Annotated in this window: 25 protein-coding genes; 10 read left to right on the top strand and 15 right to left on the bottom strand. The window is 47.5% G+C overall.

Translation table 11 applies throughout. The features are described 5' to 3' along the window. Positions 1-11 precede the first annotated feature (11 nt). The 4 genes from ACFTRD_RS06245 to ACFTRD_RS06230 all read left to right on the top strand — a co-directional run bounded on the left by ACFTRD_RS06245 (position 12) and on the right by ACFTRD_RS06230 (position 5445). Complete coding sequence (locus ACFTRD_RS06245; RefSeq protein ID WP_379378176.1) at positions 12-1112, top strand: amidase domain-containing protein; 1101 nt, start codon at positions 12-14, stop codon at positions 1110-1112. An 80-nt stretch (positions 1113-1192) separates the two neighbouring features. Beyond that, positions 1193-2686 carry an oligosaccharide flippase family protein gene (locus ACFTRD_RS06240; protein WP_379378175.1) on the top strand — a complete coding sequence of 498 codons (1494 nt, stop codon included), beginning with the start codon at positions 1193-1195 and terminating at the stop codon, positions 2684-2686. Between the two features lie 213 nt (positions 2687-2899). Next, complete coding sequence (locus tag ACFTRD_RS06235; RefSeq protein ID WP_192265940.1) at positions 2900-4240, top strand: multi antimicrobial extrusion protein MatE; 1341 nt, start codon at positions 2900-2902, stop codon at positions 4238-4240. Positions 4241-4275: 35 nt separating this feature from the next. Then, positions 4276-5445, top strand: coding sequence for an MFS transporter (locus ACFTRD_RS06230; RefSeq protein ID WP_379378174.1), 1170 nt, complete (start codon positions 4276-4278; stop codon positions 5443-5445). A gap of 137 nt (positions 5446-5582) precedes the next feature. On the opposite strand, the gene ACFTRD_RS06225 is transcribed toward ACFTRD_RS06230, so the two are convergent. Then, a complete protein-coding gene (locus ACFTRD_RS06225; protein WP_017689394.1) occupies positions 5583-5780 on the bottom strand; it encodes a cold shock domain-containing protein in 198 nt (65 codons plus the stop codon). A 163-nt stretch (positions 5781-5943) separates the two neighbouring features. On the opposite strand from ACFTRD_RS06225, the gene ACFTRD_RS06220 reads away from it, so the two are divergent. From ACFTRD_RS06220 to ACFTRD_RS06200, 5 genes are all read left to right on the top strand, one after another. Next, positions 5944-6177: a hypothetical protein gene (locus ACFTRD_RS06220; RefSeq protein ID WP_017689395.1), complete on the top strand. Its 234-nt coding sequence runs from the start codon at positions 5944-5946 to the stop codon at positions 6175-6177. Between the two features lie 3 nt (positions 6178-6180). Continuing rightward, complete coding sequence (locus tag ACFTRD_RS06215; RefSeq protein ID WP_062322137.1) at positions 6181-6366, top strand: hypothetical protein; 186 nt, start codon at positions 6181-6183, stop codon at positions 6364-6366. Between the two features lie 200 nt (positions 6367-6566). Beyond that, positions 6567-8357, top strand: a complete 1791-nt coding sequence (gene pepF / locus ACFTRD_RS06210; protein ID WP_192265935.1) for an oligoendopeptidase F — start codon at positions 6567-6569, stop codon at positions 8355-8357. A gap of 136 nt (positions 8358-8493) precedes the next feature. After that, positions 8494-8877, top strand: coding sequence for a LapA family protein (locus tag ACFTRD_RS06205; protein ID WP_379378173.1), 384 nt, complete (start codon positions 8494-8496; stop codon positions 8875-8877). Between the two features lie 120 nt (positions 8878-8997). Beyond that, complete coding sequence (locus ACFTRD_RS06200; RefSeq protein ID WP_379378172.1) at positions 8998-10038, top strand: M42 family metallopeptidase; 1041 nt, start codon at positions 8998-9000, stop codon at positions 10036-10038. Positions 10039-10424: 386 nt separating this feature from the next. Here the strand turns inward: ACFTRD_RS06200 and ACFTRD_RS06195 are convergent, their stop codons facing one another. The 8 genes from ACFTRD_RS06195 to ACFTRD_RS06160 form a co-directional block, all read right to left on the bottom strand. Next, positions 10425-12362, bottom strand: a complete 1938-nt coding sequence (locus ACFTRD_RS06195) for an ABC-F family ATP-binding cassette domain-containing protein (protein WP_379378171.1) — start codon at positions 12360-12362, stop codon at positions 10425-10427. Positions 12363-12425: 63 nt separating this feature from the next. Continuing rightward, positions 12426-13004 (bottom strand): TetR/AcrR family transcriptional regulator, encoded by a 579-nt coding sequence (locus ACFTRD_RS06190; RefSeq protein ID WP_192265928.1) that lies wholly within the window; start codon positions 13002-13004, stop codon positions 12426-12428. A gap of 14 nt (positions 13005-13018) precedes the next feature. Beyond that, positions 13019-13828 (bottom strand): DUF92 domain-containing protein, encoded by an 810-nt coding sequence (locus tag ACFTRD_RS06185; protein WP_379378170.1) that lies wholly within the window; start codon positions 13826-13828, stop codon positions 13019-13021. 238 nt (positions 13829-14066) lie between these two features. Then, positions 14067-14804: an ABC transporter permease gene (locus ACFTRD_RS06180; protein ID WP_379381203.1), complete on the bottom strand. Its 738-nt coding sequence runs from the start codon at positions 14802-14804 to the stop codon at positions 14067-14069. Positions 14805-14857: 53 nt separating this feature from the next. Beyond that, positions 14858-15634 carry an ABC transporter ATP-binding protein gene (locus ACFTRD_RS06175; protein WP_379378169.1) on the bottom strand — a complete coding sequence of 259 codons (777 nt, stop codon included), beginning with the start codon at positions 15632-15634 and terminating at the stop codon, positions 14858-14860. 27 nt (positions 15635-15661) lie between these two features. Further along, positions 15662-16717: an ABC transporter substrate-binding protein gene (locus ACFTRD_RS06170; RefSeq protein WP_379378168.1), complete on the bottom strand. Its 1056-nt coding sequence runs from the start codon at positions 16715-16717 to the stop codon at positions 15662-15664. A gap of 12 nt (positions 16718-16729) precedes the next feature. After that, positions 16730-18178 (bottom strand): aryl-sulfate sulfotransferase, encoded by a 1449-nt coding sequence (locus ACFTRD_RS06165; protein WP_379378167.1) that lies wholly within the window; start codon positions 18176-18178, stop codon positions 16730-16732. A gap of 47 nt (positions 18179-18225) precedes the next feature. After that, the gene (locus ACFTRD_RS06160) at positions 18226-18783 is read right to left on the bottom strand and encodes a MarR family winged helix-turn-helix transcriptional regulator (RefSeq protein WP_379378166.1); all 558 of its coding nucleotides are present in this window, start codon (positions 18781-18783) and stop codon (positions 18226-18228) included. A 321-nt stretch (positions 18784-19104) separates the two neighbouring features. Between ACFTRD_RS06160 and ACFTRD_RS06155 the strand changes: the two genes are divergently transcribed. Then, entirely contained in the window at positions 19105-19512 is a 408-nt protein-coding gene (locus ACFTRD_RS06155; RefSeq protein ID WP_379378165.1) for a hypothetical protein, read from the top strand. A gap of 112 nt (positions 19513-19624) precedes the next feature. Here ACFTRD_RS06155 and ACFTRD_RS06150 read toward each other — a convergent pair whose 3' ends face one another. From ACFTRD_RS06150 to hemE, 6 genes are all read right to left on the bottom strand, one after another. Then, positions 19625-20257, bottom strand: coding sequence for a fumarylacetoacetate hydrolase family protein (locus ACFTRD_RS06150; protein WP_379378164.1), 633 nt, complete (start codon positions 20255-20257; stop codon positions 19625-19627). Between the two features lie 104 nt (positions 20258-20361). Then, the gene (locus ACFTRD_RS06145) at positions 20362-21114 is read right to left on the bottom strand and encodes a glycerophosphodiester phosphodiesterase (RefSeq protein ID WP_379378163.1); all 753 of its coding nucleotides are present in this window, start codon (positions 21112-21114) and stop codon (positions 20362-20364) included. Positions 21115-21138: 24 nt separating this feature from the next. Next, positions 21139-22557, bottom strand: coding sequence for a CapA family protein (locus ACFTRD_RS06140; RefSeq protein ID WP_379378162.1), 1419 nt, complete (start codon positions 22555-22557; stop codon positions 21139-21141). 184 nt (positions 22558-22741) lie between these two features. Next, positions 22742-24166, bottom strand: a complete 1425-nt coding sequence (hemY, locus tag ACFTRD_RS06135; RefSeq protein ID WP_379378161.1) for a protoporphyrinogen oxidase — start codon at positions 24164-24166, stop codon at positions 22742-22744. Further along, entirely contained in the window at positions 24166-25116 is a 951-nt protein-coding gene (gene hemH / locus ACFTRD_RS06130; protein WP_379378160.1) for a ferrochelatase, read from the bottom strand. Before hemH ends, hemY begins: the two co-directional genes overlap by 1 nt. Continuing rightward, positions 25109-26173: a uroporphyrinogen decarboxylase gene (gene hemE, locus ACFTRD_RS06125; protein WP_379378159.1), complete on the bottom strand. Its 1065-nt coding sequence runs from the start codon at positions 26171-26173 to the stop codon at positions 25109-25111. Before hemE ends, hemH begins: the two co-directional genes overlap by 8 nt. Positions 26174-26363 lie beyond the last annotated feature (190 nt).

Genomic DNA, 26363 nt, shown 5'->3' with positions numbered 1-26363 from the left:
AGGAGAAAACAATGTATAAATGGATAACGATGCTCCTGGTTTGCTGTTTGTTTCTGGAGATACCTCATTCGAGACCTGTAGAGGCTTCTTCCACAATAACGGAACAAGAGATCAAAACAAATCTGGAAGATATTTTTTTGCAGAGATCGAAGTACTTAGCAGAACAGCAACATGATATGGATCGCTATTATGATCTGAAGTCCACTTTGAGCCGTCACGCCTACACAATGGAAGTCAATCGTAAAACATATCTCCATGCATGGGCTGAACACCGTAATATGAAAATTATCGATAGTAATTCCAAAATCCATATTTCCCGAATCCTTATCAGGGACCAAACGGCTACCGTTTCATTAGGTCATTCGCAGCAAATCACATACGCCTATAAAGATCAACTCTCCGAACCCCATTCGTTCGGACTCGGAACATGGCACGCCGCCACCCTGAAAAAAGTTAATGGCCAGTGGATCGTTTGGAAGGAATGGTATCTTGATCCGCTTGAAGAGAATCCTCATCGCATTTCGGAGGGACTTCCCCTCTCGCCGCCCCATCGTCCTGAACTGAAGGACGGCAAGAGATATAAAAGAAAGCAAGCGGTAGCCTATGCAAACAAATATGCCGGGATGGCCGGGGGAACCAACGACAAGGTCCGGTACAATGCCAAATATAAAAACTATAATAATCTGGGCGGCGACTGTACCAATTTTGCTTCACAAGCTCTCGGTGACCCGACGGAAGGCGGAAGACTTCCCATGAGAGGGCCATGGAGATACCATTTTCCCAAAGGCGGCACCAGGACGTGGGTACAGACGGATGCACTCAAAAACTTCCTGCTGTACTCCGGGTATGGCAAAACAATCGCGAAGGATTCCTTTTCGAAGCTGGTCGCAAAAACAGCCACACACCCGTATGGAGCCATAGGAGAGTTAGAGGCTGGGGACCTTATCGCCCATGTTATGAATAATGATGTGGATCATTTTTCTATTGTTACCGGATTTGATCAGCGCGGTTATCCTCTCGTCAATTCCCATACAGCTGACCGATTTCAGGCACCTTTTGATCTGGGTTGGGACAATAAGACGACCTATATCCTCATCCATATTCAGGACTGATCACCCGAAACGCACATACTTGACTCCTTTGGATCATATAGATCATGGACAAGATGTTCGTGTTGGATGGAGTGAAGTGGATGAACTGGATGAACATCCCTCCTGGTCTGAAGCAGACAGGCATCCGTATTGGTGCTGTCTCCCTGGTCAAAGCGATGGGTCTGATTGGACGTATTATACTTACCCGCATGGCGGGGCCGGAAGGAATAGGTTTGTTCCAGATTGCCTATTCTTATTTCGGTTTCATGCTCATGCTGATTACGGGAGGGCTTCCCACCTCCCTGGCCATGTACACGGCCAGGCAGCCAGCACTTGGCTGGATCTGGTTCAAGCGTTTGTCCGTCTTGCTGGTGTTCATTGGCGGAACGCTCTGTTTGCTTACACTCGCATACTCTTCAAGCATTTCCAGGTGGCTGGGGAATCCTGTTCTGGAGCCGTTTATACGCTCCCTGTCCCTGGCCATATTTGTCGTACCCCTGTTAAACTTACTTCGGGGATATTTGCAGGGTCTTGAGCACTATGGTGTCATTGCTGTCTCGGAGCTGATGGAACAGGCTGTTCGTATCGGGATTATGCTGGGCGTTACCTGGTTGTGGCTGCCTAAGGGTGTAATGTTTGCTGTGGGAAGAAGTTTGATTGGGACGGCACTCGGCGGAATTGCTGCATTTGTGGTACTGCTCCTTTTTTTGCGTCATGTCGGGCAAAAAAATGGAATACAACCTTTGACTCCTACAGGGGCTTCGGACGGCCTTTGGCTCATCAAGAGCTCATTGGTCATATCTGTCACCCGACTGCTGATTCCTTTTTCCGATATGCTTGATGCGATCATTATCCCGTTAAGATTGCAAACCGCAGGATATACCTCCACACAAGCCACAGCAATGTACGGTCTGCTTACGGGGATGGCCTTGCTCGTTGTGTACATGCCCACTACTGTAACCGCGGCCATCTCACATACCTTGACCATGAAACTTGTTCTCGCCTGGCAAGAGCAGCGTTTTGTTTATTTTGTGAAGAACAGCCGTAAAGCTATGGAATTGGTGTGGATTTCAGGGATCATCTCTAGCTCCTTTTTGTGGATATACAATCGGGGCCTGTCACAACTCTTTTTTAATTCTACACAAACCGCTGAGCTGATTCGCTGTTTGAGCCTCATTCCTCTGCTTGTTGGTATCCGTGAGGTATCTACCAGTATATTGTGGGCACAGGAGAACAAAAAAGTCAGTTTGATCGGAACAACAATCGGCATCACGGTGGCTACCCTCTCCCATTATTATCTGATCCCTCTTGATGGATTTCATCTTATGGGTGCCGTTGCCGGTGTATTGCTGATGGAATTAACCATCATGGCTGGCAATCTGATTGGGTTGAGAAACGTGCTAAAAGAAATTCACATGGGCAGTCTGGCTGTTCATACTCTGGTCATAGCAGCGATCTCGGCCCTTGTAATTGGATTGGGAGATTGGATCATCCTGCCTGTGAACTGGGGAAACTATTCCATTCTTCCAAACATGTTGCTATTTTTCTTGTTGAATGGAGTCTATCTGATGATCCACTATCGCTTCAGAAGCTGACATGCATTTCTTCGTCTCCGTTCGGAAAACGCTTGCAGAAAATCAGGCTGAACAGCCACTTCACTCGCAAACCACGCACCCCCATCTATTTACATCATATCCCTTCAAGAATATAATGTTTTTATTCTTCCAAAAGAATCGGATCGCTCGCGGACCCGTCGGCATTCAGTTGCTGGCGGGCATCTTATTTCGTCCATCAAAGGAGTCGTTGACATGTCGTCAAGTGAATCACTTTCGTGGAGACGGTTATTTTCTTTTTTTGTGCCGCTTGGCATTTCCGCCTCTCTCGTCACCATTTCTCACGTTATCATTAACAGCACGCTCGCACGTTCCGCTCATCCGGAGACGGTAATCGCCAGTTATGCCATCGCTGGTAGCCTGCTGACACTCACGGAACGCCCCTCCACCCTGCTGCGTCAGACCTGTTCGGCGCTGGTCCGGGACCGTCTTTCCTTTCAAGCCCTCACATTTGTGACCAAAATATTTCTAGCCTGTGTGCTGCTGATCGGTTTTCTCATCGTTTACTCTCCAGTTGGTACAGGTGTTTTCAAATATTTGTTTGGTGTAAGCCCTGATCTGTTATCCAAAGTAATCGACGTTTACGAGATTCTGATGTACGTCAGTATTTTTTCGGTTATTCGCAACATTTACCAAGGCATCATTATAACGAATAATCGGACCAAATGGCTGACCATCGGCATGTTATTCCGACTTGCCGGCATGTACGGCCTGTCCCTGTATTTCATATATACTGACAGTATTGACAGTGGACGTGTAGGCGCTATCATCTTTGCTGCCGGCATGATGATTGAGGCATTGGTCAGCTTTCTCGAAGGAAACAGTATCAAGCGCAAGATGCCAGCCAAACTCGAGGATCATCCTGTTGAACATAAGGGAGACGTTTTCCGCTTTTATAAGCCCCTGCTATTATCCAGTTTTGTCGCTTTGTTCATCGGACCCGTCATTAATATCGTCCTTGGCAAGACAACCGGGATTGCTCTGGCCATTTCGTCATTCGCCGTGGCAAGCAGCCTGATGCAGCTGATGCTAAGCTTTTTTACATACATCCACCAGATCGTACTGAATTTCTATCTGATTGATGCCAAACTCGTGAAGAAGTTTGCACTAATAACGGGGTTTGTACCCTTTGCGATGACCGTATCCATTGCCTACACCCCACTTGGTCCGTGGGTTCTTGAAAATGTAATGAGCGTTCAGGGTAATCTGCTACAGCAAAGCTTGTGGACACTGCGTGCTTTTGTATTGTTTCCGCTGATTTCACCTTTTCTTGACTTCAGCAACGGCCTGATTCTGCTGCGCGGACAGACCAAAACGATGTTTCGTTCCCAGACCGCCAATGCGATCTGTACTGTTATCGTTTTGCTTATTTTGGTCAGCATTTTCCCGGCGTGGAATGGTATGATCGGTGCGGTGGCTCAGTCTCTCGGCCTGCTCGCCGAGCTTGTCATTGTCTGGCTTGTCATCCGGCGCACACAGAAGGAGCCTACGATGTCTGTACCCTCATCCGGGAAATCATCTTCCCTTAAAGGATAAAAATTAAACGTTATCAAGGAATGGAGTCTTTCATCATGAAATCAAGTCACACCGCCCGGCCGGATCAAACCTGGCTGCGGGCACTCATGTTCACCATCTTCGGTTCCACCGTACTGGTAGTATCGTATTTCCAGCTTTATTTTAGTCATCTGGGATTCAGCCGGGCCGAGATCGGTTACCTGTACGGAATTGGTCCTCTCGTTTCCGTATTTTCTAATATGTTCTGGAGCATGGCCAGCGACCGATACAAAACCGTACGCAAAGTCATGATTATCCTGCTTGCCGGGCAACTGATAACTGGGGTGATGCTCGCCAATGCGACAACGTTTGGTCAGGTTTTTGTGCTGGTGACCCTGTTTTACTTTTTCTACTATCCGGTGTATCCACTATCCGATACGATGGCGATCACTACAGCGAACAAGTATGGCCGCAACTTTACTTCCATTCGGGTTTTCGGCTCCATCGGATATGCTTTCTTTGCATTAAGCATCGGTTATTTTCTTGGCTCTTTTGGTCCGGGATGGACCATGTGGGTCTGCATTGGCTTAGCTGCAACGACACTGCTGATCAGCCTTCAGTTAAAAGAGCAACCTTCGAACAGTAGTAGTAAAATGGACCTTTCGGGGTTATGGGCGATTTTGAAGCGCAGGGATGTGCTCACCTTTTTTGGCTGCGTCTTTTTGCTTGCATTGGGGCATCGGATGAACGAGGCCTTTCTTACCCTAACGCTTAAGGAGTTGGGGGCCAGTGAAGGACTGATCGGCTGGTCACTTCTAATTTCATCCGTAAGTGAAATCCCGGTATTTTTGCTGCTCAGCAAATACGGCAATCGCTACAAGGAACTTCCCTTACTCGCTATCGCCGCCCTCATGTATACGATTCGATTATTGTTGATGTCCATCTCGGATACGCCTGCTGCCGTTGTTGCCATTCAAACGATGCACAGCGTGACATTCGGCATTTTCTACGTCACTGCAGTTCGCTATATCACCCGCTTAGTTCCGGATGACTACCGCGCTACCGGAATGGCCTTATTCACCATTGTATGGTCCAGCGTTTCTGGTCTGCTGGGCGGAACACTGGGAGGATTGCTGCTCGAATACGCAGGCAGACAAACGTTTTATCTCACTGCGATGTCCTTCTGTCTTGCTGCCCTTGTCGGATTTTCAATGAAGCTCTGGCCTGGCATGATGAATCGAAATTAGTCGATTGAAAAAACAAATTAACCTGGAACTGATGCAATCAAAAAAAGCACAGCCTCCCATGTGGGGACTGTGCTTGGGTTCTTATATTCAGCTGAAAGCCAATCATTTATAAGAAATCCGTTTGACCGGAAATATTCTTACAATTTGTTTACGTTAGCTGCTTGAGGACCACGGTTTCCATCAGTGATTTCGAATTCTACCGCTTGACCTTCTTCCAATGTTTTAAAGCCGTCGCCTTGGATTGCGGAGAAATGTACGAATACGTCCTCGCCGCCTTCAACTGAAATAAAGCCATAGCCTTTTTCTGCGTTAAACCATTTAACTGTACCTTTCAAATGAACAACCTCCTAAAAATATCGCCATCTATGGCGAATACCCTCATTATACTGTATGAATTTCCAATTTGCAATTTATCTTTTCATTAAAAGCCGAAAAAATTTGCTTTGAATCGTAGGGTACGGTATCATTTTACCAAAACCGTTAGTTTGGAGACTACCTATGATAAAAAAACATGAAATATACAAAACAGACAAGTGGAATATGATGACCGTTGAAGTACAAGGCAAATATCTTGTGCTTCGTGAAATTTCCGAAGAATGGGGCGAGGAATGCCATACCTTCCTCAGCCGACCTGCATTGATGCACTGGGCTGAACGTCGCTTCCCGAAAGCTGACTTTGAGAACCGTGAGGATGAATGGCGTCAACTGATGGCTGCCTTCAAAGGGGTCTGATCGATGCAGCTTGATTCAAGTAATGTCGTCATCTTCATCATTCTCGCTTTCTGCTTGGGAATTGCATTAATTTTGGGGCGCAACTCCATCCCTGATCGTCTGAGACGGGGCATGGCTCTGACCGCCACCCTTCTGATTTGTTTTGCTTTCTTCCTGATTGTTTACTTCCTTTACAACATGGGAGCCTAGCTTCGTCAAATATTTCAATGCTTCTCCGGTCATACTATACGGGATTATTCGTATAGTGAGGAGGAGGACCTTTGAAATACCGAAAATCGCTGTTCATTTTGCTGGTACTTAGTCTGATTCCTTCGTCCCTTTCCGCACAAGCGAGTGGGACGAAGGCAGCTTCGTCTATATACTCATCACTTCATCAAAGGAGGATTCCCATGAGTCAATTATTGAAACGTTCCGAGGTACCAACTGAACAAACCTGGAAATTGGAAGATTTGTTTGCTGATCAGAAAGCTTGGGATCAGGAATATGAAGAAGTATCGTCTTTGACCAAGAAAGCCTCCGAATTTCAAGGTAAATTAAACAAACCTGAGGCCCTTAAGAGCTGCTTCGAACTCGAAGATGAGATCAGCCTCAAAACCGAACGCCTCTTTGTGTACGCAAGGATGCATCAAGATGAAGACACAGCGAATCCTACATATCAAAATCTGTCCCAAAAAGCACAAAAATTAAGTGTGCGGGTCGGTGAAGCCCTTTCCTATGTCACACCTGAGATCCTTTCCCTTCCCGATGACCAGTTGGACGCTCTTATTTCTAACGAGAAACTCTCTGCCTATAAATTCACACTGGAAGAGATGAAGCGGGAAAAGGCGCATGTACTGAGCCAGGCGGAAGAAGCGCTGCTTGCACAGGTGGGCAATCTGTCCCAGGCGCCACAGACCATCTTTAGCATGTTGAACAATGCTGATCTCAAATTCCCCAAAATCAAGGATGAAACGGGTAAAGAGGTTGAGCTCACCCATGGCAGCTATATTCAATTTCTTGAAAATCCGAATCGTGAAGTCCGTGAACGTGCCTTCAAGGCGGTATACGAGACGTATGCCAAACAGAAGAACACCATTGCTGCATCCCTGAACGCCAATGTAACCAAAAACATGTTCTATGCCAATGTTCGGAAATACCCTTCTGTCATGGAAATGTCTCTCTACGGTGATAACATTCCAAAGGATGTCTATACCAATCTTGTCGATACCATTCATGAGAGCCTACCGCTGCTGCACCGTTATATGGACTTGCGCAAAAAATTGCTCGGTGTAGACCAATTGCATATGTATGACCTTTTTGCCCCGCTGGTGGATGAGTACAAAATGGATATCACCTACGAAGAAGCGAAACAAACCGTTAAAGATGGTTTGAAACCGCTTGGCAAGGATTATGCAGATGCACTGCAAGCAGGTTATGATGACCGCTGGATTGATGTATACGAAAATGAAAATAAACGTTCAGGCGCATACAGCTGGGGTGCCTATGGCACGCACCCTTACGTCCTGCTGAATCACAAAGACAACCTGAATAGCATGTTTACGCTGGCTCATGAAATGGGTCACGCTCTGCATTCCCACTATTCGGACACTACGCTTCCGTATCGTGATGCACAGTACACCATTTTCCTGGCAGAAGTCGCATCCACAACCAATGAAGCTTTGCTGATGGATTATCTGCTCAACAAATCAACTGATCCTAAGGAAAAACTGTACCTGCTCACATATTATGCAGATCAGTTCCGTACAACCGTATTCCGTCAAACCATGTTTGCAGAATTCGAAAAAATCATTCATGAGCGTGCTGAACAAGGCGAGGCCCTGACACCACAGCTGCTTTCCGAAATTTATTATGACCTTAATGTCAAATACCATGGGGACAGCATGGTTGTAGACAAAGACATCGAGATGGAATGGGCACGTATCCCCCACTTCTATAACAGCTTCTACGTGTACAAATATGCGACTGGCTTCTCGGCAGCGACCAGTTTCTCCAAGCAAATTCTGGAAGAAGGACAACCTGCTGTGGACCGTTATCTTGGATTCCTCAAGAGCGGTGGCAGTGACTACTCCATCAATATTCTGAAAAAAGCAGGAGTGGATATGTCGACGCCAGAGCCAATTCGCGAAGCGATGAGTGTATTCAAGGAACTGATCGAACAAATGGAGCAATTAACCAAATAAGGTTACTTTTTCGTCCATGTGACCTGAATCCCTTGCCCCAACGGGCAAGGGATTTTATAATCAAGCAAGATGCAAGGCCTTTGAATTAGGGTAACTGCATACATAGTCCTGAATTGTTCAACAAGGAGGCACCACCATGAAAATGCAATGGGCACTCATTGCGGGTCTTGTTTTTGCATTGCTTACGGGAATCTTTGCCGTTATTAATGTCGATTCCGTACAAGTTAACCTGCTGTTCAATACGGTTCAAATCCCACTGATCCTGCTGATTCTGGGCTGTACCTTAATCGGGGGAATCATTGTAGGGTCTTATGGCATCTTCCGCCAATATCGTCTGCAACGCGAGAACAAGCAATTGAAATTACGTGTATCCGAATTGGAAAGCTCCACAACAAACAGCGCTTCGCTGGACTCTTTTAAAACGAAGGATTCGTTCGGAACCACCGAATCGGATAGTGTTTCTGCAGAGCCAGACTCCATTCAGAGTCAACGCAAAGGTAACCCGAAAGGTACGTTGTAACACATCAGAGGCAGCCTGCTGGCAATCAGGAATGGAACTTGTGCATTCCGCTAGGCAGGCTTTATTCTTTTTTTTGAGCACCTTTTTACATACCCATATAAACGAGGAGGAAATTTCAGCATGAATTTTATCATTGATGAATCTTATGTCCTGTCTTTTCTAAAAAAATTACTGGATACTCCCAGCCCGAGCGGTTATACCCACCATATTATCGAGATGATCCGCAAGGAAGCCGAATCACTGAATATCACTTGTGAATTGAACAACAAAGGCGGAGTTATACTCACTTTGCCCGGACAGGATTCATCCAGAACAATCGGACTCAGCGCACATGTGGACACGCTGGGAGCCATGGTGCGTTCCATTACGTCTTACGGTACATTAAAGCTGACTTCTGTTGGTGGATTTACGATGAACAGTATTGAGAATGAGTATTGCATCATTCATACACGTGATGGAAAGACCTATACAGGCACCATTCTCTCCCTTCATCCGTCTGTACACGTCTACCCGGATGCACGTACGTTTGAGCGAAGCGAGAACCATATGGAAGTTCGCATTGATGAAGTAGTTTCATCCAAGGAAGATGTTCTGGAACTGGGTATCTCTGTCGGGGACTTTATTTCCTTCGATGCGCGTGCGGTCATTACGCCTAGCGGATATATCAAATCGCGTCATCTCGATGATAAGGCTAGTGTAGCTGCCCTGTTCGGTATTCTGGAATCTGCACATCGGGAAGGCTGGAAACCGCTACATAACGTTTCGCTGCTCATTTCGAACTACGAAGAAGTTGGACACGGCGCGTCTTATATTCCTGCAGAAATCAGCGAATTGATCGCTGTAGACATGGGCGCTATGGGTGATGACCTCAGCTGTAAAGAAACGGATGTCTCCATCTGTGCCAAAGATTCATCCGGCCCATATGATTATGACATGACGACCCGTTTGATTGAACTAGCCAAACAAGCGAACCTTGACTATGTGGTTGATATTTATCCCCAATACGGTTCCGATGGCAGCGCTGCATTGCGTGGAGGAAATAACATCCGTGCAGCGTTGATTGGTCCAGGAGTTCATGCTTCCCATTCCATGGAACGTACGCATAAAGATGCCGTCTTGAATACAGCGAGACTGCTTGCCGCTTATATTACGACCAAGTAAATTTTGAATGCGGTCAACTGAAGTGATGTGGCAATACATCGTTTGAATGAATGATTCACGTAGTAATGACGATCTTGTTCGGTATGCCGACTATAATCATGTGTAGTTAATCACTATCAAGTAAAAAAAGGACACTTCTGGCAGCATCGTTTCGGTGCGCTGAAAGTGTCCTTTTTCTTTGAAATATCTCAATCCGCTCGTTCAACATATTCACGATACCTACGTTCCAACAGCTCTAACTGTGCCTTGTGTTCACGCATTTCATTTTTCAATACATGCAGCGTCTTTCGAACGATACGTCTTTACTTCATCACAAAAAAATAGCCCTACTCCCAAAAAGCAACTACAAGTCACTTTTTGAAGAGAGGACGATTCATTGGGATATGTTAAGACTTGCTTTTCTCAATCTGTTCAGCGAGCTCATTCAAAACGGTCCAGCGTTCCATCAGTTCCTCCAGATGGCTCTCTGCCTCAGCCTGTTCTGCCATTAACTCCTGCAGACGGGCAGAATCGCTGAATGATTCTTCCATCTCTTTGTTAATTCGGGCGAGATTGGCTTCGGCCTTCTCAATATTCTCATCGATCTGATCATATTCACGCTGTTCCTTGAAGCTGAACTTCAGCTTCGGCTTGGCTGCTGATACAGCAGGCTTGCTTTCCTCCGCAGCTGGCTTCGCCTTGGTCGCTGCCCCACCCGCATCATTCTCCGCAGAAGATCCTGGTGCATTCTTCAGCATCCATTCCGCGTACTCGCTGTAGTCGCCAACATGCACGCGTACAACACCGTCGCCTTCAAAAGACAGCACTTTATCCACGGTCCGGTCGAGGAAGTAGCGGTCATGGGATACGACAAATACCACACCCGGAAAATCATCCAGGTAATCTTCGAGCACAGCGAGTGTCTGGATGTCCAAGTCATTCGTCGGCTCATCCAGCAGCAGCACATTGGGCGCTGCCATCAATACGCGCAGCAGATACAGACGACGCTTCTCTCCACCAGACAGACGGGAGATAGGTGTCCACTGTGACGCAGGGGTGAAAAGGAAACGTTCCAGCATTTGTGCTGCCGTAATGAGAGAACCGTCAGCCGTTTTCACATTCTCGGCCACTTCCTTGATGTATTCAATGACCCGCAAAGATTCATTCATCTCCTGGTGTTCCTGTGTGAAGTAACCCAGGTTAACCGTAGGACCTACAACTACCTCACCTGAATCCGGTTCAAGCTTCCCGGAGATCATCTGCAGCAAGGTCGATTTACCACTGCCATTTGGACCAACGATGCCTACGCGGTCACCAGGTACCGCAATGTAACTCAGATCTTCAATCAGTTTACGACCATCCGCCGATTTGGACAGATGTTCGATCTCCAGTATTTTTTTGCCCAAACGAGTGGAACCGACGGATACTTCCAATGAGCCTGAGCGATTGGGTCCCTGTTGGTCTTTCAACTGTTCGAAGCGATCAATTCTCGCCTTTTGCTTCGTTGTCCGCGCTTTGGCACCGCGACGAATCCATGCAAGCTCTGTACGCAGCAGGTTTTGCCGCTTTTGTTCCGATGCGGATTCACGTTCCTCCCGCTCAGCCTTCAATTCCAGAAAGCGGGTATAGTTGGCCTCATATCGGAATAAACGGCCATGATCCAGCTCCAGCATCACATTCGCTACACGATCCAGGAAATAACGATCATGCGTAATCATGAGCAGGGCGCCGCGCCGTTTTTGCAAATATTGTTCCAGCCAAACCACGGAATCATTATCGATATGGTTCGTAGGCTCATCCAGAATGAGCAGCTCGCAAGGATGAATCAGCGCAGAGGCAAGCGCCACACGTTTACGTTGTCCACCAGACAACGTGCCCATCAAGGCATCGAATTGACGGATGCCCAATTTGGACAGAATGCTTTTCGCTTCACTTTCCATCTGCCAAACCTGAAGCTGCTCCATCTGCTGATTCAAACGCAACAAACGCTCTTGCAAAGCAGGATCGGAAGGATTGAGCTCTAATAGCTCCATCGTTTCCGTATATTCACGTACCGTTTTCATCTCCAGGCTGTCGCCCTCGAAAACTTGTTGCAGTACGGTATTATCCGGGTTAAACTGCGGATTCTGTGCCAGGAACTGTATACGTACATCATTCCCAATCGAGATCTGCCCTTCATCCGGTGGCTCCATGCCTGCAATGACGCGCAAAAATGTGGACTTCCCGGTTCCGTTGACTCCAACGACACCAATCTTGTCCTGGTCGCCCATGCCGAATGAGGCATCTTTAAACAATATTTTCTCACCATAACTTTTCGCAACTTGCTCTACCGTCATTATGTTCATTGCTCGTTACCTACTTCTCTGTAAAATGAAATTCAATATCAAGCTTCACTTGCTAAATTCAGGTTATACTTGCAAAAAGGAACGGCATCCGTCCAGAAACAGAGCTGCTGCAAAAGCAATTCGTTTGTTCAGATCTTCCTCGTTAAACTCCGGATTCAGCATGATATCCATCTTCAGCCGGTCGAGAATTCCGATGTAAGCTTCCGCCAAGAGCACAGGCTCAGGTACATTTGCACTTTGCAGTACCGCACACACCATGCTCATATATTCGTTCATAAATGCTTTCATAAATTTCATCAGATCCGGATCGTTATTCGGGGCCATAAAAAACAGCTTGGTATGATTGCGACGCTCGTAATAATACGTAAGATGAGTCTTGGCAATCGCAGCAAGTTTATCTCCTGTATTCTCATGTGATTTCAGAGCATAGTCAAGCCTGCTGATAAAACTGTTGCAGTCCCGCATGGAAACCGCGATAAATAATTGTTCCTTGCTTTTAAAATATAAATAAATAGTGCCTTTTGCGATGCCCGCTTCATCTGCAATATCGGACATTTTCGTTTCATAGAATCCTTTTGAACCGAAAATACCGTAAGCCGCATCCAAAATAGCCTCCGATTTGTCTCCGTGCACAGTGCTCAAAATGCACTCCCTCCCTACAACGCCAAAATGATCCCCAGACCGATTGCCAAACATCCACCGATAACCGAACTGAGAACGTTCACCAAGTCATTACTCATCCATGTCCAGCCACGTGAACGGACCGTTGGATGTCCACAATGTTCGCTTACCTCAACCTCGCGCCCGCACACCGTGCAACGATACATATACTGAACCGTTGCTCCCAGATAAGAATCGGCAAAAGCTCCAGCCAATCCGCCCACAAGACCGACACACGTCCAGCTGAGCAGACCGAGACCTCCGATCCCGGCAATCCAGGAAAAGAAGAACGCACCCGCGCCTATCAAAGCTCCGCCTATTGCAGCAGCCAGTGTTCCAAGCAGAGAAACTCCTCCAGAAGTACCTGGAGTCAGTACCTTCCACGTCACGACAGAGCGTGGCGGCTTGCGGCTGAGACTCCCCCACTCGGTCGCCCATGTATCTGATGTAACGGTAGCCATGACACCAATAAAAGCATACATCCAGGCGGGGTGTGGAAGAATCCAGTTCCCCAGAACAAGAAACATGCCGATTCCACCGTTAGCCATGACTTGTCCAGCATCACGATTGCCTGTCTTGGCATACGATTTCTCAAGCTCCTGCTTGCGATCCTTGCGAAATTTGGAGAACAGCGTTGAGGTAATGAAAAACAACAGCAGTGTTCCAAACCAGAACAGGTTGCCCGCTCCGTAATATATGGTTCCCATTAAGATCGCTGCCAGACAGCCAGACAGAGTTAGCGACTTCTTCGCATAGGCAGCACCCGCCACAATAAAAGCGCATACGGCGCCAATCATCCAGTCCATAAGTTCTCCTCCATGTGGCAGTATAAATGGCCCACATGACGTTTTATTGTATTTTTGAATTTTAATTATACCACGGTTTGATCCCAATGCCGAAACCCCTGAATTCAGCAAACAAAAAACCTGATTCGGCAACGTGAAAAGCTGCCAAATCAAGTTTAAATTGAATCGTCAAATTAGGATTAATCAGGCACGCATTTTACTGCATGACCCCAGGTATTTATCATGGTTACTCTCCCGTTCAGACCCGTTTTGCACTACTAATTACAGCATAACGATGGAGCACTCTGCGACCAAACCAGTTAAACAGCCGATCAGTGAGAAATCCCATAAAGCCCAGAGAAATCAGGCCGACAAAAATCCAATCCGTCCGAAAGAATAAGCGGGAATTCCAAATCAGATAACCTACCCCTTCATTCGAAGCAATCATCTCTGCACCGATAATGGCCATATAGGACGTACCCATTGCCAATCGCACACCGGTGAAAATATAAGGGGTCGTCGCCGGAACAATCACATGCAGCAAAATCTGCCATTCGTTTGCCCCCATACTGCGGGCCGAACGGATTTTGTCTTCTTCAATGGAGAGCACACCTGTTAGTGTGTTCAGCACAACAATGAAGAATGTTGCATACATGATAAGGGCAATCTTCGACTGTTCTCCAATGCCGAACCAGACCAGAAATAAAGTAATAAACGCAATCGGCGGGATAAAACGGATAAAATTAAGGAAAGGTTCAACGAACAACCGAATCATATGCACCTTGCCGATGATGAGTCCTATCGGAATGGCGATTACGCTTCCGAGTACCCATCCCGCTAGCACACGAGTGAAGCTGATTCCAATATACTGCATCAGCGTACCGTCAGCAATCAATTCTCGAGCTCCCTGGACCGTATCCCAAGGACCTGGGATTACATCAGGTCCATAGAGAATGGCGCCGAGCTGCCAGATCAGAATAACCGTTACCCACAGCATCGGGATGGACACCCATTTTTTCTCCAACCATCGCATCTTGCAAATCACCTCAGTTATTCTTCAAAGTGGCTTTGAATTTGATTGTACAGGCTATTGAACTCCGATGAAGCAATATTCCTAGGGTAAGGCAGCGTATTATGGTACAGATCCGTTATATTGGAAGATGGCCCTACCGACATAATCCCGATCCGCTCGCCCAGAAGCAATGCTTCCTGAATATCATGGGTGACAAAAATAACGGTCTTGTGGGTTTCCTGCCAAATGTTCACCAGCTCTTTTTGCATCGTCCGCCTGGTCATGGCATCCAGCGCACCGAATGGTTCATCCATAAGCAAAATAGCCGAATCATTCGCGAGTACCCGGGCCAATTGAACCCGCTGCTTCATACCACCCGACAGTTCCTTCGGAAACTTGGCCTCATGACCACCCAGTCCAACAAGCTGGATATACCGGTCTGAAATCGTACGCCGCTGAGACTTCGGCATGTTGGACATCCGAAGCCCAAATTCAACATTCTCCCTGACGGTGAGCCACGGGAAGAGAGAAGAGTCTGCCTGCTGGAATACCATTGCCCGATCCCTGCCTGGCCTTTCAATCTCCTTGTTATCCACCTTAAGCTGTCCACCCGACTTTGAAATAAAACCTGCTATCATATTCAGAAGTGTGGATTTGCCGCAGCCGCTGGGACCAAGGAGAACAAAGAATTCTCCTCCCTTGATGACCAGATCGACATCCTTGATAATATAGTGCACATCCCCACGGCTTGGGGCATTGTACGTTTTTCGAAGCTGCTCAATACGAATGGTATGCTGATCTGCGGGTAAGGACATAAAGATTCCTCCATTCCTTTGGGAAAGTTATTGCATGTAAGTCACTTTATCCGGAAGCACCTGCTTAAGGGGTCCCAGATTGAGCTTGCTATCCAGATCAAAATCCTGTTCAATGATTCCGTTCTCTACCATATACTTCTTCTGCCCTGCCAAGCTGTCATAGGCCGCCTGTGTGAATCCGACCTCCCATGGATTGATGGGCAGATCCTTCAAAGTGGCCTCCTTGGGCTGTTTGGTTTCCTTATACATTAAGTCTGCAACCTCTTCAGGATGCGCCTGAGCATACGCGGAAGCCTCATCCAGCCCTGCAAGGAACGCACTCACCGTTTCCGGGTTCGCCTGAATGAATTCATTGCTTGCAACAACCCCCATACCAAGGCGTACAGGCGTCTGGGACATATCGGTCAGCTGATGCACCCCTTCAAGCGTATCGAATTTATCGGTCAAAGCAGACCCGATCACCCAGGTGGCGTCCAACTCCCCCTGTTTCAGTGCGATGTAGGACTCATCAAAAGCGCCCTGACCAACCTGGGTCACATCACTCAGCACCAATCCCTGATCTTTCAGATATTCATCCCACAGATAGGGGATAAATGTGCCTCGGATGAAGCTCACTTTCTTGCCTTTCAAATCTGCTCCGCTCTGAATTTCGTTCTTGGCATACAGCTTCCAGGCAGCTGCTGCTTCATCCGTCGCCTGACCTGCGGATGCAATGACAGAATATTCTCCTTTGGCCAACGCGTTCAATACAGGAAAATCAGCCCCATAGGCAATATCCACCTGCTTGATAAATAACGCATTTACACCTTCAGCCGGTGAGCCGAACGTAATACTTTCTGCATCAATACCACGGCTTTCAAAAAAACCTTTGGCGATAGCGATCCTGAACATTGGGTTGGTACTTGTATCTGCAATCCGAATTTTTACGTTTTTGGCATCTTTGCCGGTGGCGCCTTTTGCTTCGGATACCGTTCCGTTGGAAGAGCAACCCGATAATATCAATATCATGGATAAGAGCGTTAATAATGCACCATTTAGGATGGCTGGTTTTCTCACAATATGCACCCCATTCGTTCTATTCATTGTTCCTCGCTCTTAGCTGCCCTGCTTGCCTTCATCTGACGTGGCTACACAGGCAGCACCTTCAACAAACGGCAGTGTTACCTCGACGGTCACAACGGATACAGAGCCTTTGGGAGCCGCTCCCGGCACCCTGTAGGTAGAGACATCAATGGCTTCAATGGCAACCTCCTGCGGTTTCTCCAGCTGCGGCACCCAGTGATAAGGCACGCGATACGAACGATAGACCATATTGGTATTCCGTACGTCCTTATAAGGGGAGACATACTCCCAAACCAGCTCATGCTCCGATGTAACTTCGAACAATCTGCCATTGGAGCCCTCGGTAATCAGCGTGTTTCCGTTAGGCAGGCGCTGGGCCGAACTGATGTATGGGCTGTAAAACTTATAGGAATCGGTGGGGACAGAGAAGCCTGCTTCCGCCGATGTATACTGCCATACCATTTCCAAGGTCACCGGATTAATCTCAAGCACACGCGAGTGATCGCGCACCGCATGTTTCAATCCATAGGGAGAAGCTGGGTTGGGAAGGCCGTAACCAGCCCAACCTCCATTGTCGAATACCAGCAGATTCCCCTCTCCAGGCAGACCTTGAGGAATGATATGTGCATGATGCTGTCCAATAATGGTGTCGATATGCTTCACTTCAGGCAAAGAATAATCGGGCCCCAATTTCCATACAATTTTACCGCTCTGTCTGTCGGTAATTGCGATAATATTCGCTTCTCTGGCATCCCAGATCACATTATCGGGATGGAACCGCTCGTCTCCATTTTCATAGAAATGGTTTGGACCCACATAAGAAGCTGAATTAATATGTAGCCAGTCGCCCACCCCACCACCGAGATGTCCAAATGAGCGTGTGTTCGGGTCACGGAACAGAACATTACGGGCTGCCTCATCGAATCCCAGTTCCTCAAAGTGCTCGTTCGGCAGCCATTCCCATAATACATTTCCCTCCCAGTCAACTTCTATAATCGCATCATCAAGCAAAGGCTTATCCGAAATGGACGGATTGCTCACATTTTTATGCGCGAGGATCAGAGTCTTCCCGCCCTGTGTCTTCGGTGCAAGCCCAGGAGCGTAATACCCGACCGGATTGCCCTCCCGCTGGAAATCGTGATGCTGGCGGGCGTACCATAGCGGGTCATATCCCGGATCTTCAATGTGTTCGTAGCTGTTGTACTTCCATACAATATTGCCTTCCCAATCCACTTGAACCAAGTCGACATTGTCCTGGATACCGAACTTCGGATCTCTTCGACCCGTGCTGCCCAATACAAAGCCGCCAGGGAACACTTTGGCCGGAAAGCCCAGCAGCCCTTTCCACAGGTGGACCTCTTTACCATTCATATCAATTAGTACAACACCTTCCTCGCCTGCCTGATAGACGGTATAACCGCCCCAAGCCTTATCCGGGTTATATACGGTTGCCCCGGTTGGATATATTGTTGAATGCCCCATTGATCATCTCTCCCTTGGATTGTTTGGTTTCACTATCTGATCAAACGTTAATAACTGAGATAATTACTCTTCCCGGTATTTTCCCTCTGCTTCTGTTCAGGGTCACTTTTGGTGGACGGATCGTGTTCCTGCATCCCGTTGTTCTCTGCCAATTCCAGCAGGGTATCCGAGAAGCCCTCCAGATTCGCTAGTACCCGCACATAGAATTGGCTTTGCTGCTCCAGCTCCTCCGTCGAAAAACCCTCAAACAGAAGCGTGATACATCGGGCACCGATATTGCTGTTCCGAGCATACATCTCCCGCCCACTGGCAGTAATGTCCAGCAAAACGGTCCGTCGATCATCTTCCTTGCGTCTGCGGATTGTAAGTCCCTTTTTCTCCAGCTTGTCGGTTAAGGCTGTGATGGCACCTGAAGTGAAATCCAGTTGTTCAGCCAAATCTCCCAAACGCTGTTCCCCTTCACGAATGATTTTGTGCAGAATGAGCATACCGGGCAGGCTTATGCCTTCCACGGATATTCGATCTCGCTCTTTTACGAATCGTCTAACCATTTTGCGAAATAACCAATCTGTCTTCTCCAGCGCTTCCCAGTCTCTATCGCTCATTCCTTCCTCCTTGTCGTCTGAAACGTCATAACCATACGAAAAAAAGGCTCCCGAGGACATTCCATAGTGGAGTAGTCCCGGGAGCCTTTGGTGGTCCAATCAGCTCGCTTCAGTTCAATTTATTTCACTGTTCATTTAATGAGTGTTAAAATAATTGAGTTCATCATATAACCTACTAACCCAACCTGTCAAGTGTGGATTAAAATATTATTTTACCGACCATGCCAATGAGGATTGGAATTACTTATCCGGTTTTAAGTTTCACTTCAGCTTTCCCGGTTACACTATTCTCAGAACGACATATGAAATGAGGATGCACAAATGAACATGAAACGCGTAATGATCGTAGGAACGATGATTGTCACCATGTCTTTCGCTGGGACAGCCTGGGGTAAATCGGCCATCTCTCCCATACCTCTGGCTAAATGGTCCATCGTTAATTTAGATACCAAGGACGGAAGTGGAGACGAATTATTAAGTGCTCTTAATCAAGCGTCAGAAGACGATTTGGTTCAGGATCTGTACGTTGGAAAATCATTGAGAATGATTGCGGAGGAGAATGGTGGGGATATCAATGAGGTCATCTCTCTACAGGTAAGGCAACTTAGAGAGCAATTGGACCAGCGTCTCGCAAGTGGAAGTATCAGCCCGGAGCAACACGCGGTACAGACCGCTGAACTGGAAGAGTTGGTAACGGAGAGCGCCAATGCAGCCTACAGCTTGGTGTAAGCTGCACACACCGGCATGTCATTTGGCTGAAAAGACGACATAGCAAAACGGAGCGTACATACGCCCCTTCGCCGATTTCATATTTACTGTAAGTTGGTTGCATGTATAATGCTTATTGTGCTGCCCCAATGGTGCATTTACTTAGGGATTCGCCGCCCCAAGCCAATTCGAGCACATCTCCTGCTGTTGTTGGTCCTACGCCTTCTGGTGTCCCTGTGAAGATAACATCTCCAGGGCCCAGACCGTAATGATAACCTACATAATCCACAATGTCCTGAAGGCTGAAGATCATGTTACGAATGTTCCCCCGTTGGACTTCGGCACCATTCTTGGTGAGTGTAAAGTCTTTCTCAAGAAGTGCCTGAGCCCCCGGAAATGCCTGGAATGCAGTAACCGGAGCCGAGTTCTTGAACCCTTTGGCTGCTGTCCACGGATGGCCCTTTTTCTTGATAACCGTCTGTACATCACGTAATGTAAAATCAATGCCGAACGCATACGCATCAACCAATTCATCCACAGCCATACCCGGCTCATAACCTCGGCCGATTTGAACGACCAGTTCAGCCTCATAATGAACTTCGCCCTTTGTAGCAGGCAATTGAAGCATTTCACCGTTCAAAGGCACAACTGCATGAGAAGGCTTCATAAAGATCATCGGTTCATCCGGAATGGCGTTGCCCAATTCTTCTGCATGAAGTTTATAATTTCGTCCTACACAGTATACATTGCGAATGTTTGTCAGCATCAATTTACGACCACCTTTATCGGATTCATTAGCGTATATGGAGCATCGTCATTTTCTTATTATATAAGTACATATCATATTTCTGGTATGCAAAAAAATTGGAGTTACGGCCGGAAAAATCGGCTGCTCGTTTCCTGAAAAGCCTGTTCCCATACATCAGGCCGGTTCGTACATAACATCAGCTCCGGGTCAATGGCCGCAAGCCGCTTCATAATAGTTTTGTCATCAACGGTCCAGGCCATCACCTGAATACCCTCATTACGCATTTCCCGCATCAGCGATTTGTCTACATTTGTGTATCCAATCGAAAGAAAACTGCAATTCATTTGTCGCAGCACTGCTGCCAGATCACCTGGCCGTGCATCAATAATCAACCCTGTTTTGAATTCCGGGGCCAGTTTCTTAACTTCAACCAGAGCCGCAGGTTCAAACGAAGTGATTACCACGTCATGCTGCATATGTCTCTTCCTTACTTCATGAATAACCGCTGCCGGCAGACCAGGGTACATGTTTCCTTGCGTTTTCAGTTCAATATTCAAGCGAACTTTGCCACAGCAACGATCCAACACTTCGCTAAGAGCGGGAACTCGCTCGCCTTTATAGGCTTTTCCTTTCCAAGATCCCGCATCCAGCTGCTGTATATCTGACCAGTCTGTCTCCCGAACGAGTCCTTTTCCATTGGTAGTCCGATCAAAAGTAAAGTCATGAATAACCACCGGAACACCATCACGTGATAACTGTACATCCAGCTCCATCCACTGAACTTCAGGCTGTTCCATAGCAAGCAAAAATGCAGCCATCGTATTTTCTGGTGCAATGGACGAAAATCCGCGGTGTGCTACACAAAGGTTGTTCATTTCATCCCCTCCTCAAAATAGTTCTTAACTTGGCGACGCAACTCCATTCGCATCAAAACGAATACCTGGAGAGAGCTGCGTCATCTGCTCCAGCAACAGTTTGTTGGCTTCATCCAGCATCGGAACCGCTTGACCTAGTCCAGCCTCATACGGAATAACCTTCATGCTGCATTTGGCATCCTTACTGCAGTTCGCCTGAAATACCGCAGTCTTCCACGTTTCCTCTGTCGTTGATTTTGAGAAAATAAAGTTGCCTGTACTATATGCAATCCACTTGCCCTTGTAATACTCCACACCTTGCAGAACATGGGGATGCCCGCCAACGACCAAATCGGCCCCGGCATCTACAAATTCATGAGCCAGTCGGGTCTGGTCATTATTCGGCGTGCTGACCCGTTCCTCTCCCCAGTGTGCAACAACAATGACGAGGTCAGCCTTTTGACGGGCATCCTGAATCGCCTTGACCGCACCTGTGGAATCGTAAGCTTCCGCAACACCTGCCCGATTTCCATTCGCTTTCCAGCTTGCTTTCGGCACTACCCGACTGAAGCCTAGCAATGCAATCTTCATGCCTTTGCGCTCCAGATAGGCAGGTGCATAAGCCTCATCCTGGTTCATTCCCGCACCCGTATGTGCAATCCCGTATTCCTTGAGATACGCCAGTGTATCGACCAGACCTTCAACGCCCTGATCCAGGATATGATTGTTGGCCAGATTTACAGCATCAAAACCCGCTGAAGCCATCGCTGCGAGCGCTTTGGGCGAAGATTTATACACATAGGTTTTATCAGCTGCATCCGTCCCGCCAAAGGTTACAGGCGTTTCAAGGTTACCGATCGTGAGATCATCGTCCTTGAACAGGCTGCCAAGCTTCTCGAAGGGATACTCATACCCTTTCTTATCCAACAATTCAGCCACTTTGCCCGAAAATTGGATATCCCCAACAAAGTTAATGGTTACACCTTTTGCAGAATCCGATGGTTTCGATGGTTTCGTTGCCCCTGCTTCGGCACCGTCGTTTTCCTTTGTACTGGAAGAAGTCGCATTTTCTACCGGTTTTTTCGTTCCTGAATCCGTTTTCCCTGTAGTCTCAGAACCTGTTGCATCCGGTGTGTTCACATCCGACTCATCATCGGAATTTCCGGTTGGCTGTTCATTAGAACCGCTCGAATCTTCATCGGAAGTATGGTCTGGCTCCGAATTCGGGTCAGGGGAGTGAAGCTGGTCTCCGCCTTTGGAATCATCTTCATTCACGGGCTCCTGACTCATAACCGTTTCTTGGTCCGCCGGGTCCGTCTGCTGTTCCTGCATGCCCACTGCATAATAGATACCGACGAGTCCAATGGCTGCAATCAATACCAGATTAATGATCCATATCCGGCGTTTGCGAATGCGTTTTTCTTTTTTCTTCTGCACACTTCGTTTTGATCTTGGGGGATACATAGGCAACTCCTCTTCTTCACGGCAATCCTCATCATATTATATCAGGCATATTCTGGATTTCCATGATTCCTTTGAACTGCAAGTATTGAAGAGTACGACTTCTTCCCGATTTTATGCTTTATGGTGGAAAAAAGGCCGTCTATCCTGTAGAAAAACTCTACGATCGAGACAGCCATGTACTTCATTATTGTGCAATAATCCGTTGTGTCGCTTGAACCGACATGTCCTTCGCCTGTCTAATACAGTCAGGCAACCCAACACCCTCATAACCAGCGCCAGCAATATATACACCCGGCAATTTGCTGCCCAGTTCCTCCCGGAGTGCTGCAATGTGCTGCAGATGACCTACCGGATATTGCGGCATCGATTTGCGAAGCCGGGTGATTTCCGAGAAGATCGGAACTGCCTCTACGCCCATCGTTTCACGCAAGTCCTTAAGCACCAGATCCGTCAGTACATCATCCGGGAGCTCCACATTTTGTTCGTCTCCCGAACGGCCAACATAGCAACGCAGCAGCACCTTGTCATCCGGGCTGGTATGCAGCCATTTGGTTGATGTCCAGGTACATGCCGTAATATTGCGGCCTTCCTTGCGCGGAACGAGGAAACCTGATCCGTCAAATACGTGTTCGATATCCTTTTTCTCAAAAGCAAGCACCACATTCGCTACCGATACGTAATTGATTGCATCCAGAGCCGCTGTGTCCACATGGGGTTGCAGCAGTTCGGATGCAACATACGTAGGCACCGTAATGACGACATCATCCGCCTCAAGCTGCTCTCCGTTATTCAGTTGAATGTTGTATCTGGCCTGATCTCCAGACAGGACCTCCAGCGATTGCACCGAAGTATTCAGTCGTTGATCCACATCCTGCAATTCATGAACAAGCGCGTGAACCAGGCTCTGCAATCCTTGACGGAAGTTCAGAAAAGCACTTCTCTTCGTTCCCGTATGGGTCTCCGCCGGTTTACGGCCTGTCATCATCCCTCGAATCAAACTGCCGTAATCCCGCTCCACTTCCCCGAATTGTGGAAAGGTTGCCTGAAGACTCAATCGGCGCATATCACCTGCATAGATACCCGCAAGCAACGGCTCAGTCAAGTTTTCCAGCACTTCCGCTCCAAGACGGCGTTCAATCATGTAGCCAAGCGATTCATCCTCCGTTGTACGACGTGGAGGAATGACAAAATCCATTAATGCTCGCAGCTTGCCTGCCGGAGATACAAGGCCGCTTCTCAGAAACGGTCTCAACTCTGTCGGAATACCAAGAACGAGTCCTGCTGGCATGGGATGTAACTTGCCACGCTGCATGATGTATGTTTTTTTGGATTCGGGATTCTGACTGACCAGTTCATGATCCATTTCCAGCTCTTTAGCCAAGTCAATCATCGCCGTTTTGCGGGCAAGGAAAGAATCCGGTCCTTTCTCAATAACAAATCCATCCCGATGCAGCGTCTCAATCATGCCACCCATGGAAGAACTTTTCTCAACCAGGGTAATTACGGGTTCAATCCCCGCTTCACGGTAGTGCTTCCGAATATAAAATGCCGCGCTCAGGCCGGTCAGACCTCCGCCGACAACAACAACACGACGTTTAGGGTCTTCCATTATACATCCGTTCCTTGCTGCCATTGGCCAATGATGACATCACTTAACGTTTCCATGTAAAGAGGATCGCTATTGAGAGAATCGATACGCATGAGGCGCATGTCGATCTCTTTGGCAATCGCTTTGGCTTCAATATCCAGATCATAGAGCACTTCCAGATGATCCGATACGAATCCAATCGGTGCTACAAGCACATCTTCCACCTGTTCACGAGCAAGATCCTGAAGCGTGTCCAGAATATCGGGACCCAGCCATGGCTCCGCTGTCCGCCCCGCACTTTGCCAAGTGAATTGCCAGTTCGTAATCCCTAGACGGGAAGCAATAACTTCCGACGTCTCCAGCAGTTGCTGCGGATATGGATCACCGATATCCACAATTCGCGCTGGCAGACTGTGTGCACTGAAAAGTACTCGTACATCCCCGCGTTTGGCTCCCGCTTCCTCGAACTCATCCAATTTGGCACTGACACGAGTGGATAAAGCCTGAATCAATTTTGGATGCAAATGGTAACTCTCAATGAAGGACATCTGAATACCCATTTCTTCCGCTTTCTCGCGAGCACGCTTGATGTAGCTGCCTACACTCATTGTGGAGAAATGCGGTGCAAGCACGATACCTATTGCGGTCTGAATTCCATCCTTCGCCATCTGTTCCACGCCATCCTCAATGAACGGATACGCATGCTTCAGCCCTTGATAACAACGGAATTCAACCTCATTGGAACGTTCATCCCTGTTTAACGTCTCCTGAAGAGCCTTAACCTGATTATCCGTGTTTTCCCGTAGAGGGAATACACCCCCAACGATCGCCTCATAACGGTCAGTCAGTTCTTTCAGTTGTTCCGGCTCAGGCGGACGGCCTCTCCGGATATGTGTGTAGTACGCTTCAATACTTTCCATGTTCTCAGGTGTGCCATACGACATCACCAGTACACCTACTGTATCAGTCATTAGTAACCGTCACCCCAGTCTTCAAAGCTTCAGCAGAATATTCATGAATATACGCCGTAAGTTCTCTCAATTTATCCAGGGACGCTTCAGGAAATAACCCATGCCCCAGATTAAAAATATAACCCGGCTCCCTGATGCCTTCGTCAATTATCACTTTGGCCTGCTGCTTGATCAGATCCATCGGCGCAGTCAGCACATATGGATCCAGATTGCCTTGCACGGCAAATTTCCCACCCAATCGTCTGCGTCCCTCGGAGATCGACACTCTCCAATCGAGCCCAATCACATCAGCTTGAAGATCATGAAGGGTTGGCAGCAATTCACCAGAAGCCACACCCGGAAAATAAATTTTCGGTACATTCAAATCCGATAATTCGGTAAAGATACGAGTAATCGTCGGCAACACATACGCTCTAAAGTCGTTTGGCGAAAGCGCACCTACCCAGCTGTCGAACAGTTGAAATGCCTTGCCGCCGTTCGCAATGTGTGCACGGACATATGTAATCACCATATCGCCCAGTTTTTGCATCAACTTATGCCACACTTCCGGTTCGCTGTACATCATCGTTTTGGTCCGTATGTACCCTTTGGATGGTCGGCCTTCTATCAAATAGCTGGCGATGGTGAAAGGAGCACCAGCAAACGTAATCAGCGGTACATCCAGTTCCTTGTCCAGAATTCGAATGGTCTCCAGTATGTGTGAAAGATCACCTTCAACATCAATCGGACGCAAACGATCCACATCGGCCGCTGTGCGGATTGGATTGTCTATAACAGGTCCAATATTTTTAACAATATCAAAATCGATACCGATGGAAGCAACCGGATTCATAATATCGGAATACAAAATAGCCGCATCCACACCGAGTTTACGTACCGGCATGAGTGTAACTTCAGCTGCTAGCTCAGGTTGACGGCAAATTTCGAGCAAAGAATACTTTTCCTTAATCTTGCGATATTCGGGATCATAACGCCCAGCCTGACGCATGTACCACACAGGTACACGGTCTACCTGCTGTTTGAAACTGGCTTGAATCAGACGATCATTATAGCTCATGTAAGAAGCCTCCAATAGTTTTTGGACTCATAATTAACATTATGCCCTTTTTGAAGAGCGGTAACAACCACGTGTCGTTCTGTTCCAATGACAATACTATGACATTCCTTACATCCCCTCATCCATATGCCAATTATGTTATAATGAAAGAATCGTGTTTTTTTCAAACGTTGCAGAAACGATCGGAAAG

Source organism: Paenibacillus sp. NPDC056933, from assembly GCF_042674385.1.
Lineage (GTDB): Bacteria > Bacillota > Bacilli > Paenibacillales > Paenibacillaceae > Paenibacillus.
Note: the sequence above shows the minus strand (reverse complement) of the source record. Positions and strands in the feature narration are given on the sequence as shown.

Bases quoted from the DNA above. Each gene is read 5' to 3' on its own strand.
- ACFTRD_RS06240 (WP_379378175.1), top strand. From the start codon at position 1,193: ATGAACTGGATGAACATCCCTCCTGGTCTGAAGCAGACAGGCATCCGT.
- ACFTRD_RS06230 (WP_379378174.1), top strand. From the start codon at position 4,276: ATGAAATCAAGTCACACCGCCCGGCCGGATCAAACCTGGCTGCGGGCA.
- ACFTRD_RS06150 (WP_379378164.1), bottom strand. From the start codon at position 20,257: ATGCTGACAAACATTCGCAATGTATACTGTGTAGGACGAAATTATAAA.
- ACFTRD_RS06195 (WP_379378171.1), bottom strand. From the start codon at position 12,362: ATGAACATAATGACGGTAGAGCAAGTTGCGAAAAGTTATGGTGAGAAA.
- ACFTRD_RS06160 (WP_379378166.1), bottom strand. From the start codon at position 18,783: ATGAGCGATAGAGACTGGGAAGCGCTGGAGAAGACAGATTGGTTATTT.
- hemH (WP_379378160.1), bottom strand. From the start codon at position 25,116: ATGACTGATACAGTAGGTGTACTGGTGATGTCGTATGGCACACCTGAG.
- ACFTRD_RS06170 (WP_379378168.1), bottom strand. From the start codon at position 16,717: ATGAATAGAACGAATGGGGTGCATATTGTGAGAAAACCAGCCATCCTA.
- ACFTRD_RS06175 (WP_379378169.1), bottom strand. From the start codon at position 15,634: ATGTCCTTACCCGCAGATCAGCATACCATTCGTATTGAGCAGCTTCGA.
- ACFTRD_RS06200 (WP_379378172.1), top strand. From the start codon at position 8,998: ATGAATTTTATCATTGATGAATCTTATGTCCTGTCTTTTCTAAAAAAA.
- ACFTRD_RS06245 (WP_379378176.1), top strand. From the start codon at position 12: ATGTATAAATGGATAACGATGCTCCTGGTTTGCTGTTTGTTTCTGGAG.
- ACFTRD_RS06155 (WP_379378165.1), top strand. From the start codon at position 19,105: ATGAACATGAAACGCGTAATGATCGTAGGAACGATGATTGTCACCATG.
- ACFTRD_RS06220 (WP_017689395.1), top strand. From the start codon at position 5,944: ATGATAAAAAAACATGAAATATACAAAACAGACAAGTGGAATATGATG.
- hemY (WP_379378161.1), bottom strand. From the start codon at position 24,166: ATGGAAGACCCTAAACGTCGTGTTGTTGTTGTCGGCGGAGGTCTGACC.
- ACFTRD_RS06140 (WP_379378162.1), bottom strand. From the start codon at position 22,557: ATGTATCCCCCAAGATCAAAACGAAGTGTGCAGAAGAAAAAAGAAAAA.
- ACFTRD_RS06205 (WP_379378173.1), top strand. From the start codon at position 8,494: ATGAAAATGCAATGGGCACTCATTGCGGGTCTTGTTTTTGCATTGCTT.
- hemE (WP_379378159.1), bottom strand. From the start codon at position 26,173: ATGAGCTATAATGATCGTCTGATTCAAGCCAGTTTCAAACAGCAGGTA.
- ACFTRD_RS06145 (WP_379378163.1), bottom strand. From the start codon at position 21,114: ATGAACAACCTTTGTGTAGCACACCGCGGATTTTCGTCCATTGCACCA.
- ACFTRD_RS06165 (WP_379378167.1), bottom strand. From the start codon at position 18,178: ATGGGGCATTCAACAATATATCCAACCGGGGCAACCGTATATAACCCG.
- ACFTRD_RS06215 (WP_062322137.1), top strand. From the start codon at position 6,181: ATGCAGCTTGATTCAAGTAATGTCGTCATCTTCATCATTCTCGCTTTC.
- ACFTRD_RS06180 (WP_379381203.1), bottom strand. From the start codon at position 14,804: ATGCTGTGGGTAACGGTTATTCTGATCTGGCAGCTCGGCGCCATTCTC.
- pepF (WP_192265935.1), top strand. From the start codon at position 6,567: ATGAGTCAATTATTGAAACGTTCCGAGGTACCAACTGAACAAACCTGG.
- ACFTRD_RS06235 (WP_192265940.1), top strand. From the start codon at position 2,900: ATGTCGTCAAGTGAATCACTTTCGTGGAGACGGTTATTTTCTTTTTTT.
- ACFTRD_RS06185 (WP_379378170.1), bottom strand. From the start codon at position 13,828: ATGGACTGGATGATTGGCGCCGTATGCGCTTTTATTGTGGCGGGTGCT.